Genomic DNA, 14,657 nt, shown 5'->3' on the forward strand with positions numbered 1-14,657 from the left:
GGTAATTTATGGCACTAAGTTATAAAGATGACCAAAAGCAAGATGAGCGGCTCGATCCGTACTCTGATAATGCCAAGGATCTTTACAAACAAGAGCAAGATGCCTATGATCAACAGTTCGAAGATATTGCCGGCAATCATGATAAAACTGCCGACGATTCTCAGGAAAATGACAACATTGCCAAAACTCAAAATATAGACAAGGCCAGAGAGCGCGAAGAAGCTAGCTGGAAAAGTTTCTATCGTGACGAGAGCGGGCAAAAACAAAAGCTAACCTTTAAAAGCTTTATGAAAAAGAAGGGGCCGATGGGGCTCATTATTACACTACTTCTAGGCGGTGGTGGTGGTTTTTCGCTTTTGTTCTCGCCGGGGATGTTGATTGTTGACCTTAAAGAAAAGATGAACGACAAGTTTAACGACCAACTTGCCGCCATGGATGTTCGTACAACTGCACTTATTAAGAAAAAATTTGGCAAAACAACCTCTGGCCTCTGTGGGCAAAAACTCAGTATTCGCTGTAAGTACAATAGTATGTCGAAGCGGCAGTTCAGCAAGCTAGAAAAAGCGATCGTTGCCGAAGGTGGAAAAATCAACACCGATGGGAAAACCCTTATAAAAGGGCGGGCGAAAATTACAAGCATTGAATTCGGCGGCAAGGTGATTGGAGCGGCTGATTTTGCCAGTGAAATACGGACAAACCCAGCTTTTAGAAGCGCCATGATGAAGGGGTATAATCCCAAGCTAGCAGGTTTTGCCGATTCCTTATTCGGAAAGCTATCGGCCAAGTTAGGTATAAATAAACAGAAAAATATCGGGGCTGATGAGGGCAAAGATAACGTAAATGCCGAACCTGACGCCGAAGAAAAGACCGATGAACAGAAGATGAAAGAGGAGCTGGTGGATGCCGCCAGCGGAGAGGCGGCAGCAGAAGCTAAGGCTAATGCTATCAAGACAGAGGAGGAATGTGACGGCGGAGACGGATGTACGGATGGTAAGCGCACCGTATATAAGGACGAAGACGGTAAAGCAATCACCGAGGCCGAATATAACGAACGAGTCAACGCAACGTCAGAACTTAGCTCCGAAATCGAGGCACGCCGCTCGCTAGCTGATGTAGGCAAAAAGGCTACCAAAGCCACGCTTAAAGGCGCACTTACTTCAACTGCACTAGGCCTTGGCGCCGTTGATACGGCATGTACCGGGTACTTATTAATACGCACCGTTGGGTATGCCGCAAAGTACTTAGGTATGTTAATGCTCCTTCGTTATGCACATGTCTTTATGAATACGGCCGATTCTATCAAGGCGGGTGACGCCACTCCGAAACAAGTTGAATTTGTCGGAAATATTCTTACGTCACAGAACGCCATTGGACAAAGCGCTACCGATTCGTACGGCTATAAATACGCAGCATATGGAGACGTCATGACGATGCCTCGAAGCGAAGATGTTGGCCAGAATACAGGTGGAGCTACGTCCTTAAGCGAAGAAGAACAGAAACAAGTGCTTATTAACGACGAGACCACGAAGTACATCAATGGCCAGCTTGTTTCCGATAATATTCTTGCAGCCGTTATTGGATTCGTTGAGCAAGGCGCGACATCTATCGACGTCGCCGATGAGACATGTAAATTCGTAAAAAGCGGCTGGGGACAAACCATTCTATTCGGAACCGCGATTGTTGGTGCGGTAGTTGCATTCTTTAGTGGTGGAGCAAGTCTTGGATGGGGTGTACTTGCGCAAGCCGGTGTTGGTATTGCGATTAGCGTCGCCCTTGCCATGCTAACGCCAAAACTTGTTGACATGGCCGCCGGGCGACTTGTAGACGGAAATGAAAACGGTAACCAAGCAGGTAATGCAATCACCTCGGGCATGGGCGGGTACAACGCTCAAACCTCACAAGGTCGCGGACTTCCAGCTCAGAAAAAAGAAGATGCTGTCGCATATGCGCAACTCACCAAGGAAACCATGGCTCAATACGATGCAGTCGACCGACTAAATGCAAACCCGCTAGATGCCTCGAATCCACACACCTTCATGGGGACATTCGTATCGAACCTCATACCTTACGCATCGAAAATATCGAGCAGTCTAACAAGTAATATCTCGGCAATGACCCAATTCACAACTTCTTCATTCGCAAGTCTACTACCAAGTGCAAGCGCGGCCGAGGAAGCGGCACAGTACAATGTATGCGAAGACCGCGACTATAAGCAGTTCGATCTTGCTGTCGATCCATTTTGTAATGTTCGCTACGGCCTCACAAGCGACGTGCTCGCTATCGATCCGGAAACTGTACTCGACTACATGCTCGAGCACGACTATGTCGACGAAGAAACCGGCCAACCAAAAGAAGACGACAACGATTATGCTGAATACATAAAGCACTGTATGGAGCGCGCTGCATCGATTGGTGGATTCGTATCCGAAGATGATATCAATAAGGGTGAAGAATGTGTTCAAAATGAGCACACGGGTGACGAAGAGAAGAAATACGACATGTTCCGCCTCTTCTATATCGACCAAAGTATCGATGAAGGTATGGAAAACGGCTACGCAAACTCTGGCGCAACAGCCGAAAGCGACAATGGTCAGGTTGTATCGCCGGTTGCACCAGGCCACACAATAACAAGCGGTTATGGCCCACGCGGTTCGGTTCCTGGCGCATCGAACGGCTCGTCGTGGCACGCGGCAATCGATATGGTCAGTACTCCCACGGATGTTTACGCCGCTATGGCGGGCACAGTTGTATCCGTCGGAGGAGGAGCCGTTAACGTTGTAACAATAAAGCACGCCGATGGTCTTAAAACCCGCTACCTTCACATGTGGCCAAAAGATACACTCGTTAAGGCAGGCGACACGGTAACGGCTGGGCAAAAAATCGGAAAAATCGGCTGTGCAGGACAGGCCGAAGGGTATTGTGGCGGGCCGCATCTCGACTTTAATATATGGGTAGATGAAGTGAAGGATCGTGTTAAATATAGTAAATACAAGGTAGCACCAGAGGCTGCAGGCGGCAGTTCGGGTAATGCTATAAACCCCGCAAACTTCTTAAAGGATAACGGCGTGGCCGGATATGACGAGGCTGTAAATGATAATTAAACGACCTAAAAAACTATTTAAATCTACTGTTGCTGTATTTTTGGCTCTCGTTATTTCGATTGGATTTGCCGCCGATACAACGCGCGTTCTCGCTATTCCCGACCAAGATTTCTACAGCGGTAACGATATTCTTTATTACGACCCAGATAGCGGATTGTGTTCAACCGGCGACAGCACGCTAACCGGTAGCAATGTAAAAGAAAAGGTTTGGAACTGGCTAAAGAGCAAAGGGCTTTCGTCGGAACAGGCGGCGGGAGTTATGGGTAACATGGTAGCCGAGTCGGGTATCGTGCCCACCCGACACCAGGGTACTGGCGATGTCTGGAATAGCTCTTATACGGGCAACGCCTGGGGCCTAGTACAGTGGGATGGCGGTAGGCGATATAGCGCACCAAAAGGCGGAGTTTTAGGTAAACTAAAGGAGAAAAAGCCGAATCTCGTTAAGTACGCCGAGCTTCAGTACGATACTGTCCGCAACCCCGACGTCAAGATTCCACCGGTTGACTTGGATGCCTTAACGCTATTTGAGCTCGAGTATCTTTACGAGGAAAGCACGCACCGTCCTGTTACAGCCCGTGGATACGGAGAAGCGGCAAACGAATGGGAGACATTGAAACTGCAAAAAACCGTCGCCGATGCGACAGTGTTTTGGCACAATAACTTTGAGGTTTCAGCCGATTCTGCCGAACAGGTTCTTAATGGTCGCGGCGGTCATTCGCAAAAAATTTTCGACGAATTTTCGGGTAAACCCGGCGCAACGAGCAATCAGGCGAATTGTTCGGCTGCAACCGGCGACCTGTCGCAACTGACGCTCTCGTATGCCTGGCCCGAATACCACCCAAAACCCTATGTGCAAAAGAAGCCGGAATACGAGACTGCCGTTCGAAAAGCAGACGATGAGAATATATACACCGGAGATCCTTGCCACGGTGGTGGCGTCGATTGCGGTGCATTCGTGACGCTACTGGTAGTAAATAGTGGCTTCGACCCAGCCTACAATCATGGTGGAAAGAGAAGCGAAGGGGCGGGTAATACTTCGGTTCAGGCGGACTGGGCGAGTAAAAACTGGGAAACAATAGGCACCGGCTCAACAATTAATGTTGCAGATCTTCGCGCCGGCGATGTCGCAATCAGCGATGGACACACATTTATATGGGTAGGCGAGATCGAAGGCTTCCAGACTAAAATCGCTTCCGCCTCACAGTGCGGGCGCGCACCAATGGCAGGAACCGAATCTCCCACCTCTAGCGACCCTACGTTAAAATGGTATCGAAAGAAGTAAGGGGATAAAAATGATACAAGATTTTATAAAAAACCATTTCGCCGCCTTTATAGCAATAATCCTGCTCATTGCTGGACTACTGGGGATGGCCGCATTTATCGTCGCCACAAGGCCGAATGCACAACCAGTTGTCGTGAATGTTATACCAAGCGATGCAAAAGTAATGGCTAATGGCACCGAGATTAAAAAAGGAACCGCTTATCTAGAGCCTGGCGTCTATTCGATCGAAGTATCTCGCGGTGGGTTTAAGACTGAAAAAACGACAGTACTTATTGGCGATCCAAATACCGCCTCGATCGACGTCGCATTAACACCCGTATCAGATAGCGCAATCGAGTGGAAGAAGAGCCATGATAGCCTCTACTACGATTACGAGGGGAGAGCTGGCGAAAGAGCTTCTCAAGAGGGAATAGCGTTCACCGCTCTTAATCCAATAACCTCAAAATTGCCGTTCGAAAACCTTCTTTACACCATAGGATATCGCGCCGATCCTTCAGACGATTCGGGTAATTCAATCATCATAGAAATCGATGCGTCGAGAGGCTACCGAAACGCAGCAATAAACGAAATCCGCAACCTCGGCTACGATCCGACGACATTCAAAATCAATTTTAGAGATTATGAAAGCCCATTCGACAATGAGTAAAAAACAACTTATCACTATTATCACCATTCTCGTTATTGCTATTATTGGCCTTGCGGTGGTGTTCTATTTAAACACGTTCAAAGTTGTTCGCTTTGATATAAGGCACGACGACATAACTATCGACGTTTATTCTGGCAGTACAAATAATAATCAGAAGATCGGATCGCTCGATGCAAGCGGTGAGCTTAAGCTACAGGCGGGGGACTACACTGTCGTCCCATCTGGCGACAAATATAACAATGCGCCAATTAGCTTTACGGTTAAAAATACTGACACCACAATCACGATCAACCCCGAATACTCACAGGCATACCGCGACGCAATCTTAAAAGCCGAGATGGACGCTATCAACAAAGTAATCAGCGATACTTATCCATCTGTCATAAATGGCTTCGATATTAACCCGGGCTACGTTTACGAGAACGCTACATGGTACGCCACCACCTTGAAGCAAGATATCGGCCACCCAACAGAAGTAAGTGACGTCTATCGCACCGTTCTAAAAAAAGAAGATGGGAAATGGGTGATAAAAGCAAAGCCAGCACTCGTACTCAGCTCGAAAGACTACCCTCAGATTCCTGTCGACATTTTAAGGGATATAAACAGAAAGTAGATCCATGATAGACGAAGCAAAACGTAAACAACTTGTCATCGCCGCCTCTGTTTTCCTCGGTGTCGTCATATTGGCTTTTATCGGGTTTCTTATCTTTTTTAGGCAAGATACCGCAAGCGATCTGCCACCCGTCGAGCCAGCGACATCCGACACTCAGTCAACCGAACAAGAGAATGCCGCCAGTACAGACTTATCCAGTGAAGAGACTAAAAAATCAGTTTCGTATAAAAACGGCACTACTTTTAACGGCTTCGACGAACTAAACCGCTATGCGGTGACAAGCCTGCGTAAAAGCGCTATAGAATATGTGCTATCGAATTACGCAACGACAACGAAAGCGGATATATACACCTTCACCCCGGGATCAATCAAAGAAACGCCCGATGGTGAACGAACTTTTCTAACGTTTAACGTTACCGATAATAAAGACGCAACATACAAGGTCGAACTTTCGTACACATTTGCAGCCGATGCCTATGTACGCGTGTTCGACAAAGACAACAAGATCGTCGCCACGTCACCATTTGATACTGATTAAAAATAAAACAACTCCGTTCGGACGAGAGCACCTGTAGGCGCGTCATCGTCCGAACGGAGCAACCGAGCTTAGGCGGCTTATGGCCGCCCGTTACCCAGACTGAGCCGTCATGAAATATAACAGCTCAGATTTTTTCTCACAGGGAAGGGCACTTCACTGGTCTTGCAGTAGGGCGACGCTCCCATATCTTGCCCTGCGTCCTTGACCACCCACTTTCCGCTCTCGTAATGGATCAGATATGCGGTGATCGTGTCGGTCTGAGGGTCGTGCGTTCCGACGTCAGTCACGCCCCACGCCCAACCGTCAGCACACGCCACGACCTGAGTGTTCCATACGTCCGTCGCGCCCGTGCCAGGGAGAGCGCGCTTGATCCCCGTGATCAGCGCATCATGGAGCGATGCGCCCGTAGGGCACGGTGGCGGAACCTTTACGACCTCTACGCGGAGCGTGTCGGCCAGTGTCAGTTTGACACCGTTCATGGACGAGATGGCCGTGTCGACGATCCCCTTGAGAGCGTCCGCCATCCAAGGGATACGCCACAACACCTTGCCGAGATCGATCTGACCAGCAATCGCCTCGAACAGCGGGCTAAAGCATCCAGCCCCAGCACTCGCCACCTGACCTAGGTTCGCACTTCCGGTCAGAGGGCCGATCGAGTCCTGGACGCAGGATACAAGACCCTGCGTCTTGAACGCCAGTTCGAGTAGTTTCAGGTTCTGATCGACGTTGCCGTCACCAGTGAGAATTCCGACCGCCAGCCCCAGCACCTTGATAGTACTTTGGGCTGCGAATGTCCGAAAATCTCCCTGAAACTCGATAGTCGAGGGAAGATCGTTGATATTGATGCTCCCCACCAGCTCGGCGTCGCGGCCCAGGTAGGCCTTGATCTTCTCGCCGCCAGGCAACAGCCCGGCGACATACTTCGTGATCTCCTCCTCTAGGTTGCCCCGAGAAGCCACCATCCGCACATTCTGCGTTGCCGCGACCGTGAGGATGTAGTCGATCCGGTTGGCGACACCCACGCGAACGTAGCCGTCCTTGCCGGGGTAGAGGCAGGCGAAGATCGCACTGTCACTCTTTAGTGACCAGCCTCGGCTTGCGTTTCCGAACTTGATCTTCTCACCACTTGCCGTGACTTGTTGCTGACACTTCGCGGGATCCGTCTTAACCGTTTCCGGGAAGAACGATTCCAGCAAGGCGTCGTCGGTGACATACGCCACGTACTTAGGCGACAGGTGCGCCGCCGTCACGCGGAGTATCTTGCGATCTTGCAGCTTGGCTGGCAACAGGAGAAACCCTCCCTCGCCACTAGGCGTGTACGCCAGTGGAACGCTGCCAGTCTGTGCGGCACTCGGCCTGAAACTACTGCCGCTCTCCATGGGGATAGTGAGCTCGACAGGAAGCTTCGGCTGAACCTGCTGGTCTCCTTGTGTGAGCGTGACGTCAAACACCACGCCCGCACTTCGAAGCCCCTTGAATGGGCCAGCGTCGCTCTTCGAAAGAGCGGCCGGCACACTTGCCGTCAGTTTCGTCTCGGCGTCAACCGCGCCTTTCGGCACGATCACACCGAGACCGCTTGGAAACATGAACGTTCCGCCATCTGGCGTCACCGCGTGCGTCCCGTCCTTGGCCTTAGGGCCAAAAAACGGATACTTCTGATTGACGGCATATGCGCCAGCCAGCAGCAACGCCACCACGACAACAAGGACTGCAGCAGTCCTGCGTCTCATAACCCACCTCACATGTGGATTGTAGGGATACGATCAGTGTTATTAAATCATATTTTTGTATTTTTTACAATATTTAACCTTGGGATCATTGACTTTTCTATAAATAATGTTAGAGTGTAAAGTGCTCAATCCGAGCACACACAGACAATGCACCTGACCCGAAAGGTCGTCGCATGAAAAGGGTAGTAGGATTCATCGCCACTGGCGCGCTGATCACTGGTATCGCCGCTGGCGGAGCCTGGTTCGCCGTCAACGAGATGGACCAGAAACCTGTCGCCACAAACTCACAGAGCCAGCCGGCTACCAACTCGAAAGAAGAGGGTGAAGGCAGCCCGATCGAGGTGTATCCGTACCTGCGTCAGCAGGGGTTTCCGACCCACCAGATCGCCATCATGGACACCAACAAGCACTACATCCTGATGCCGTTCGTGAACAGCAAGGAGATCACCGGAGTTCGCACCTGTCAGTTCTCGATGACTCACGCCGACTACATCCTCAGCGGTAAACATCCCCGCATCATGTCGCGCTCGCGCGTCCTCCTGCGGGCCGTCTATCTGAACGAGGCGGCAAACCCGGTCGGCTACGCGCCAGGATCGCACACCATCGAGCTATCCAAGGTGACGCCCGAGTACCTCGCTGCTCACACGGGCATCGATCTGAGTGGGTGTGGAGACACCGTTCTCAAGAAGTGACCCGCTCCCGCAGTCTCGTGGTTGCCTGGCGACCACGAGACTGCGGCTACGCGGAATGGCATTGTCTGTGTGGCAATCCAAGAATTTTATCTATAACTTTTTAATCTGTCCACTTGAAATCGTAGAGCTATTTGTCGCCGATGTAATAATCGTCTGCCCGACACTCGTTGAATCTACTAAATAATTCTGACGTTCGTGGTCAAGCTCGCTAAATAAATCATCGAGCAATACTACGGGCTTTTTACCTGTAATCGATTCGATAATATCGACCTCTAAAAACTTGAGCGCCAACACGACGGTCCGCACTTCGCCACGCGACGCAACCGAAAGAGCAGGGGAGCCATTGAAATCAAAAAGGATATCATGCCGATGCGGGCCGACCGATGTAAATCCAAGCAATTTGTCTTTTTCGATATTCGCATGAAGATCCGCAAGGAGCTTCTGCATTATATTTTCGGTGTGGGGCTGCGAATATCGCACCGTCACCGTATCACTGGTATGTGCGATTGATGTATAGACATCATTCAATCGCTTGTTTAGCTCGTTACAAAAACGAATTCGCTGGTCGATAATATACGCACCGTGTTCACTAAGGCTAACATTCCACGCAAATAGACTATCGTTTGCCGATTGCTGCTTTAAAAGAGAGTTGCGTTGGCGTAAAACACGTTCATAGCGGCGCAGAGCTGTTGCGTACTGCGGGTCGAGTTGCGATATGAAATGATCGATAAACTGGCGTCTGCGTACCGGTGAGCCGTTTAAAAGCCGCAAATCCTCGGGCTCAAACAATACAACAGGGTATTTAAACCGCTGGGGTAATCGGTAATGCGTTTTTCCGTCGATAACAAACTGTTTTTTACCTGTTTGCTTGGCTGGATCGAATTTTACCGTTCGCACCGATTCATCATCGAACGCGACATCTATTCGATACCACGGCGAGCCGTTTTGCAAAACATCGTTATCGCCACCCTTAAAGGATGACCCTTGAAGCGCAATATAGAGCGCCTCTATAAGGGAGGTTTTTCCACTGCCATTCATGCCGGTTATAACAGTGGTCGAAGGCAAGATATCAAGAACGTACGAATCATGAATTCGCACGTTTTGAACGCTAATCTTCTGTATAAGTGGCATGTTAGCTCTTTAGAGGCATGATGATATGTTTATAGTCGACATCGTCGGCCTGAGCAGTAAGAACGCAAGGAGCGAGTTTTCCACTAAATCTAAACACCACCTTATCGCCATCGATAACAGATAGCGCTTCGCCAACATACCGCGAATTAAGTGTCACTTGGCCGTCTTCGGAAACCTCGGCAGTGGAACTAGAGGTGTTTTCCCCAAGCTCCGAGGCGATAGAGTGGATAGACAGCGTCTGTTTTTCTTTATCTGCTGTTAGCGTAACGCTTCCGCCGGAATCCCGGGCAAATAACCCTGCAATTTTGGTAATACGTACAAATTCCGATGTATTCATAACAACGTTCGTTTCTGAACTTGCAGGAATAAGCTGACGATAATCCGGGTAATTGCCATCGATCAAACGGCTGGTAATTTCGGATTCACCCACACGAAAACGAACCTGCGTTTCGTCAAATAACATATCAATTTCAGTTACATCGTCGGTAATAGTGCGCAATACTTCTTGCAGGGTGGTAGTTGGGATAATTGCCGCAACTTCGCTGACCGTCTCGACAAGACGGCGTTCAGAAAGGCGATAACCATCGGTAGCCGCAAGATATAAATTACCCTCAAAAGAATGCCAGTACACCCCTGTAAGAACTGGGCGAGTGCTGTCGTTGCTCGTCGTGATTATTGTTTGTGAAACCGCTTGTTTAAAATCAGCAGTCTTAATACTGTACTGAATCGATGATGTTTCGTCGATCGTTGGAAGCTCAGGAAACTCATCGGCTACAACGCCATTAATTACCGAACTGTAGCTGCCAGATGAAATCGCCAAATGACTGTCGGTTACTTTTAAGTCGACTGTTCCTTTTGGAAGGCTTGAAACAAAGTCGGTAACAAGACGAGCAGGAATTGTAATTGCTCCTGGTGTGATAATTTTTGCTCCAACATAGTGGGTAGAAGCAATTTCTAGGTTTGTTGCTGCAACAAGTAATCGGTTACCATCTGTTCTTAAAAGAATATTGCTAAGAATAGGTAATCCTGTTTTGCTACTCGCTACTCGCCCAACATTACTAAGTGCTTTGGTGAGATTTTCCTGGGTAACTGAGAGTTCCATTATATATTACCTTTCTTTTAATTTATTTAGGGTGGAGCTATTAATAGGTGCTGTGGAAACTGGGTACAAATAGTGTTCAATCAGAGGTGAAATGGCGATTTTGGCTGGGGAAAGGTGCGGGGTAAAACTTTCGGACAACTTGCGTAGAAACGATAGTTGTACACCGGCTAACATAGTACTACGCACAGGAACTATGTAAATGGGGGACAATCTTGCACTGGCTATCCGCAGGTTCATCCGCTGTGTTTGCACAAGTTTTCCCCATACATTAGGCATAAAGTTTCTCCCGGATTTCAGCAACTTGTTCGCGTATAAGAAAGTCGAGTTTGATAGCTTTTTCGATCTTTTCGACGGAATGAATTGCTGTCGTGTGGTCTTTTCGGCCAAGCTCGCCGGCGATTTTAGGAAAACTAAGGTGGAGTTCGCTGCGTAAAAGATACATAGCAATTTGGCGGGGCACAACAATATGCTTGTCGCGCTTAGCGCTGCAGATTTCTTTTGTTTCGATTTGAAAGTGCTTTGCTGTTTTGTCGATAATCTGTTTTGCCGTAACATGTTGCGGTCTGGACTGACGAACATTACCAACAAGACCTTCGGCGGTAGATATATCTGGCGTTACACCGCGCATCTCGGCATAGGCGAGTAACTGGTTTAGCGCGCCCTCGAGTTCACGAACGTTCGTTTTAATATTGTTCGCAAGGTATTCGATAGTATCGCGGCCAAGTTCTATGCCAGACATAGAGGCTTTTGTTTCAACGATTGCACATCTGGTTTCAAAATCGGGCATTTGGATATCGATTGCCATACCCCATTCAAAGCGACTGCGAAGACGCTCGGTAAGGGTAGGGATACTTTTTGGTGGTTTATCGCTACTGATAATAATTTGCTTGTTCGTTTGGTGAAGCGCATTGAACGTATGGAAGAATTCTTCCTGTGTTTTTTCTTTGCCAGCGATAAACTGCATGTCATCAACTATCAGTACGTCGACATTGCGGTATTTATCCGAAAAGCCCTTTTTCTTAAATCGAATACTTTCAAGGAAGTCTTTTACAAATGTTTCGGAGCTAATATAAAGAATCCGTGATTCGGGATTTGTTTTTGCAATTTCGTTGCCCACAGCCTGCATAAGGTGAGTTTTACCAAGACCAACGCCACCATATAAAAATAGGGGATTATACTTGGTGCCGGGGTTTGCCGCAACGGCTTGGCAGGCAGTGTAGGCTAGGTCGTTGCTTGAGCCGACGATAAAGGTACTAAACGTATAGCGAGGGTTGAGGCCACTTTTACTTGTGGTCGCGGTAGATAGTTCGCGTGCTGGTGCGGGCGCAAGTAGTTCGTCGACGCTTGCGCTTGGCGACGCGGTAACTTCGCGGCTGACAGTCTTTTTGCCAGTGGTCTTGACTGTATAGGTGATGCGTTTTGGTGAAACGCCGTTCTTTTCTAGAACCGTTTTTACTTGGTCATTAAATTTAACTTCAAATTGACGCTTTGCAAAGATGTTTGGCACAGCAATGGTCACAACTTCGCCTGTATTGTCGAGAAGTTCGGTATTTTTAAACCAGGTGGTAAATGCTGCATGCGAAATAGAGAGTTCGATTTCTCCTAAAACGCTTTGCCACAATGCGTGATGCATACTAAACTACCTTCCCCTGATGAAAACTACCATGTTTGTTACCTGTAACTATACAGTGGTTCGAGGTTTTCCACAACCTCAACAGAGGAATAAAATTGGGTGGGGGATAGGGGTGTTAGTTTTCCACAGACATGCGGGTGATCTGTTAATGTGTGGAAAACAGCACAATTAATGTGGATAAGCTAAACATACTAGAAAATGCAGGGGAGTAAAATGCAAATCGCTTCTTGTAAAAACAGGGGAGATTGGGTACAATAGAACAGATATGCCAAAACGAACCCATCAACCACACACGCGTCACCGCGCCCGCACACACGGCTTTCGTGCTCGTATTGCTACCAAAGCTGGTCGCGCCGTGATTAAGCGCCGCCGCATCAAGGGTCGCGCTAAACTTACCGTCTAGTTTACGGAAAATACGCTCAATATACAGAGCGTATTTTATTTTAAGGTATAATAAAGGTACTTTATGTTGTCAGTTCTTCATAGGTTTCATGGTCACGGCAGTTTGCGCTACGTGTATAAAAACGGACAAGCGGTTCGGTCGCGGCTTGTCACTATTAAATATGTTGATAATCCGCGCCGTAAGCATTCACGATTTGCTGTTGTCGTAAGTAAAAAAGTCCACAAGTCTGCGGTGGGCCGAAACCGTATTCGCCGTCGTATGTACGAGGTTGTTCGCCAAGAACTTCCAAAGTTCCACTCACCTCACGATGTTGCAATTTTGGTTTTTTCGAGTGAGTTGATTTCCCTGCCTCCCGCCGAGCTAACGGAAACAATGCAAGAGTTGTTTACGCAGGCCGGTCTCTATAAATAATTGTAGAAAACTGCTATACTATAGCCAAATAGTTTTCTGGAGTTAATAAACATGAATATTTTTGACATCTTAATCGTTCAACCGATTTTTAACCTGCTTATTGGGCTATATAGTATTATTCCCGGCGGAGATTTTGGCATAAGCCTTATTATCTTTACTGTCCTTGTGCGTTTTGCTATGTACCCGCTTGTTAAAAAACAGCTTCACCAAACGCAGGCGATTAAAAAAATCCAACCAGAACTAGCGCGGATTAAAAAGCAGGCAAAGGGTAATAAGCAACTCGAGAGCATGCAGATGCTTGAGCTTTATAAAAAGAATGGCATTAACCCATTCCGTTCGATTGGTCTTTTGCTTATTCAGCTTCCGATTTTTATTGCCCTTTATAGTGTTATTCAAATCTTTACCCTTCACCGCGATCAGATTGCGAAGTTTAGCTATGACTTTATGGAGGGTATTGGCCCAATCAAGCAAGTTATTGAACATCCAGAGCAGTTCAATGAAAAGCTTCTTGGGGTAGTTGACCTTACGAAATCTGCTTTTACTACTAATGGCGTCGATATTTTCTTAGTTTTTCTAGCGGTCATTGCAGCAGTGACGCAGTATATTATGAGCAAGCAAACAATGCCGCAAAACGAAAGCAAAAAGCGTCTTCGCGATGTTATGAGCGAAGCGGCAGAGGGCAAGCAGGCCGATCAGTCAGAGATGAACGCGATTGTCATGAGTAAAATGATGAAAGTGCTTCCCTTCTTCATGTTCTTTATTATGATTACCGTTCCTGGCGCGTTGGCACTCTACTACGCTGTTTCAAACATCGTTGCGGTAGCGCAGCAGTCATATCTTCTTAAGAAAGATGCAGAAGAGATGGATGAAATAGCTGATGAGCCAGTTGCAAAACCAAAAGCTGGTAAAAAGGCCACGGCAAAAGCTCGCGAAAAAGCTGCAAAGCCGGCCAAAGTGACCAAGTCAACACCGACCGTTACCCGGATAAAAGCGAAGGATTCTAAAACGAAAGCGAGGAAGTAATGAACGCCGAGGAGTCAATTGATTTTGCAAAGAAATACCTTGAAGACATAGTATCATTCTTTGGAGTTAATGTCGTTGTTGAGGCGACGCGCGAAGAAGATGTTATCGAGCTTTCTGTGCCGTCAACTGATATCAACAGCGTTCTTATTGGTCGCAATGCCGAGACGCTTCGAAGCTTGCAATACACTATCTCTACAACCCTTCGTAACAAAAATGCCGAACTCACCCGCGTTAACGTAGACGTTGCTGATTACAAAAAACAGCACGCCGAAAAGGTTGCTGCAGACGCGCGTGTTTGGATTGAAGAGGTTCGTAGAACCGGTGACTCGCATATTGCAGATCTTAATGCAGC

The 14,657-nt window shown here is 48.0% G+C and carries 14 protein-coding genes; 10 read left to right on the forward strand and 4 right to left on the reverse strand.

Translation table 11 applies throughout. The features are described 5' to 3' along the window. Positions 1-8 precede the first annotated feature (8 nt). Genes HZB75_05120 through HZB75_05140 form a run of 5 tightly spaced genes read left to right on the forward strand, consistent with a single transcriptional unit; the run spans position 9 to position 6,180 of the window. Complete coding sequence (locus HZB75_05120) at positions 9-3,101, forward strand: M23 family metallopeptidase (protein ID QQG50868.1); 3,093 nt, start codon at positions 9-11, stop codon at positions 3,099-3,101. Beyond that, entirely contained in the window at positions 3,091-4,383 is a 1,293-nt protein-coding gene (locus tag HZB75_05125) for a hypothetical protein (protein QQG50869.1), read from the forward strand. The genes HZB75_05120 and HZB75_05125 overlap by 11 nt, the downstream gene beginning before the upstream one ends. 10 nt (positions 4,384-4,393) lie before the next feature. Continuing rightward, positions 4,394-5,029: a hypothetical protein gene (locus HZB75_05130; GenBank protein ID QQG50870.1), complete on the forward strand. Its 636-nt coding sequence runs from the start codon at positions 4,394-4,396 to the stop codon at positions 5,027-5,029. Continuing rightward, positions 5,022-5,642 (forward strand): hypothetical protein, encoded by a 621-nt coding sequence (locus HZB75_05135; GenBank protein ID QQG50871.1) that lies wholly within the window; start codon positions 5,022-5,024, stop codon positions 5,640-5,642. The genes HZB75_05130 and HZB75_05135 overlap by 8 nt, the downstream gene beginning before the upstream one ends. A 4-nt stretch (positions 5,643-5,646) precedes the next feature. Further along, positions 5,647-6,180, forward strand: coding sequence for a hypothetical protein (locus HZB75_05140; protein ID QQG50872.1), 534 nt, complete (start codon positions 5,647-5,649; stop codon positions 6,178-6,180). A gap of 107 nt (positions 6,181-6,287) precedes the next feature. Here HZB75_05140 and HZB75_05145 read toward each other — a convergent pair whose 3' ends face one another. Next, positions 6,288-7,910, reverse strand: coding sequence for a hypothetical protein (locus tag HZB75_05145; GenBank protein ID QQG50873.1), 1,623 nt, complete (start codon positions 7,908-7,910; stop codon positions 6,288-6,290). 173 nt (positions 7,911-8,083) lie between these two features. On the opposite strand from HZB75_05145, the gene HZB75_05150 reads away from it, so the two are divergent. Then, positions 8,084-8,602, forward strand: coding sequence for a hypothetical protein (locus HZB75_05150; protein QQG50874.1), 519 nt, complete (start codon positions 8,084-8,086; stop codon positions 8,600-8,602). A gap of 90 nt (positions 8,603-8,692) precedes the next feature. Here HZB75_05150 and HZB75_05155 read toward each other — a convergent pair whose 3' ends face one another. From HZB75_05155 to dnaA, 3 genes are all read right to left on the reverse strand, one after another. Then, the gene (locus tag HZB75_05155; GenBank protein ID QQG50875.1) at positions 8,693-9,733 is read right to left on the reverse strand and encodes a DNA replication/repair protein RecF; all 1,041 of its coding nucleotides are present in this window, start codon (positions 9,731-9,733) and stop codon (positions 8,693-8,695) included. Between the two features lies 1 nt (position 9,734). Next, on the reverse strand, positions 9,735-10,835 hold the full coding sequence (gene dnaN, locus HZB75_05160; protein QQG50876.1) for a DNA polymerase III subunit beta: 1,101 nt from the start codon (positions 10,833-10,835) through the stop codon (positions 9,735-9,737). A 268-nt stretch (positions 10,836-11,103) separates the two neighbouring features. Then, positions 11,104-12,468 carry a chromosomal replication initiator protein DnaA gene (dnaA, locus tag HZB75_05165; GenBank protein QQG50877.1) on the reverse strand — a complete coding sequence of 455 codons (1,365 nt, stop codon included), beginning with the start codon at positions 12,466-12,468 and terminating at the stop codon, positions 11,104-11,106. 265 nt (positions 12,469-12,733) lie between these two features. Here dnaA and rpmH point away from each other — a divergent pair, with 265 nt between their 5' ends. The 4 genes from rpmH to HZB75_05185 form a co-directional block, all read left to right on the forward strand. Beyond that, positions 12,734-12,871 (forward strand): 50S ribosomal protein L34, encoded by a 138-nt coding sequence (gene rpmH / locus HZB75_05170; GenBank protein ID QQG50878.1) that lies wholly within the window; start codon positions 12,734-12,736, stop codon positions 12,869-12,871. A 63-nt stretch (positions 12,872-12,934) separates the two neighbouring features. Then, complete coding sequence (rnpA, locus tag HZB75_05175; GenBank protein QQG50879.1) at positions 12,935-13,282, forward strand: ribonuclease P protein component; 348 nt, start codon at positions 12,935-12,937, stop codon at positions 13,280-13,282. Positions 13,283-13,333: 51 nt separating this feature from the next. After that, positions 13,334-14,305: a YidC/Oxa1 family membrane protein insertase gene (locus HZB75_05180; protein QQG50880.1), complete on the forward strand. Its 972-nt coding sequence runs from the start codon at positions 13,334-13,336 to the stop codon at positions 14,303-14,305. Beyond that, on the forward strand, positions 14,305-14,657 hold a 353-nt coding region (locus HZB75_05185), incomplete at its 3' end, for a KH domain-containing protein (protein ID QQG51375.1). The genes HZB75_05180 and HZB75_05185, both read left to right, overlap by 1 nt.

It is taken from the genome of Candidatus Saccharibacteria bacterium (assembly GCA_016432585.1).
Classification (GTDB): Bacteria; Patescibacteriota; Saccharimonadia; order Saccharimonadales; family Saccharimonadaceae.

Bases quoted from the DNA above. Each gene is read 5' to 3' on its own strand.
- rpmH (QQG50878.1), top strand. From the start codon at position 12,734: ATGCCAAAACGAACCCATCAACCACACACGCGTCACCGCGCCCGCACA.
- HZB75_05150 (QQG50874.1), top strand. From the start codon at position 8,084: ATGAAAAGGGTAGTAGGATTCATCGCCACTGGCGCGCTGATCACTGGT.
- HZB75_05125 (QQG50869.1), top strand. From the start codon at position 3,091: ATGATAATTAAACGACCTAAAAAACTATTTAAATCTACTGTTGCTGTA.
- HZB75_05140 (QQG50872.1), top strand. From the start codon at position 5,647: ATGATAGACGAAGCAAAACGTAAACAACTTGTCATCGCCGCCTCTGTT.
- dnaA (QQG50877.1), bottom strand. From the start codon at position 12,468: ATGCATCACGCATTGTGGCAAAGCGTTTTAGGAGAAATCGAACTCTCT.
- rnpA (QQG50879.1), top strand. From the start codon at position 12,935: ATGTTGTCAGTTCTTCATAGGTTTCATGGTCACGGCAGTTTGCGCTAC.
- dnaN (QQG50876.1), bottom strand. From the start codon at position 10,835: ATGGAACTCTCAGTTACCCAGGAAAATCTCACCAAAGCACTTAGTAAT.
- HZB75_05180 (QQG50880.1), top strand. From the start codon at position 13,334: ATGAATATTTTTGACATCTTAATCGTTCAACCGATTTTTAACCTGCTT.
- HZB75_05120 (QQG50868.1), top strand. From the start codon at position 9: ATGGCACTAAGTTATAAAGATGACCAAAAGCAAGATGAGCGGCTCGAT.
- HZB75_05145 (QQG50873.1), bottom strand. From the start codon at position 7,910: ATGAGACGCAGGACTGCTGCAGTCCTTGTTGTCGTGGTGGCGTTGCTG.
- HZB75_05130 (QQG50870.1), top strand. From the start codon at position 4,394: ATGATACAAGATTTTATAAAAAACCATTTCGCCGCCTTTATAGCAATA.
- HZB75_05155 (QQG50875.1), bottom strand. From the start codon at position 9,733: ATGCCACTTATACAGAAGATTAGCGTTCAAAACGTGCGAATTCATGAT.
- HZB75_05135 (QQG50871.1), top strand. From the start codon at position 5,022: ATGAGTAAAAAACAACTTATCACTATTATCACCATTCTCGTTATTGCT.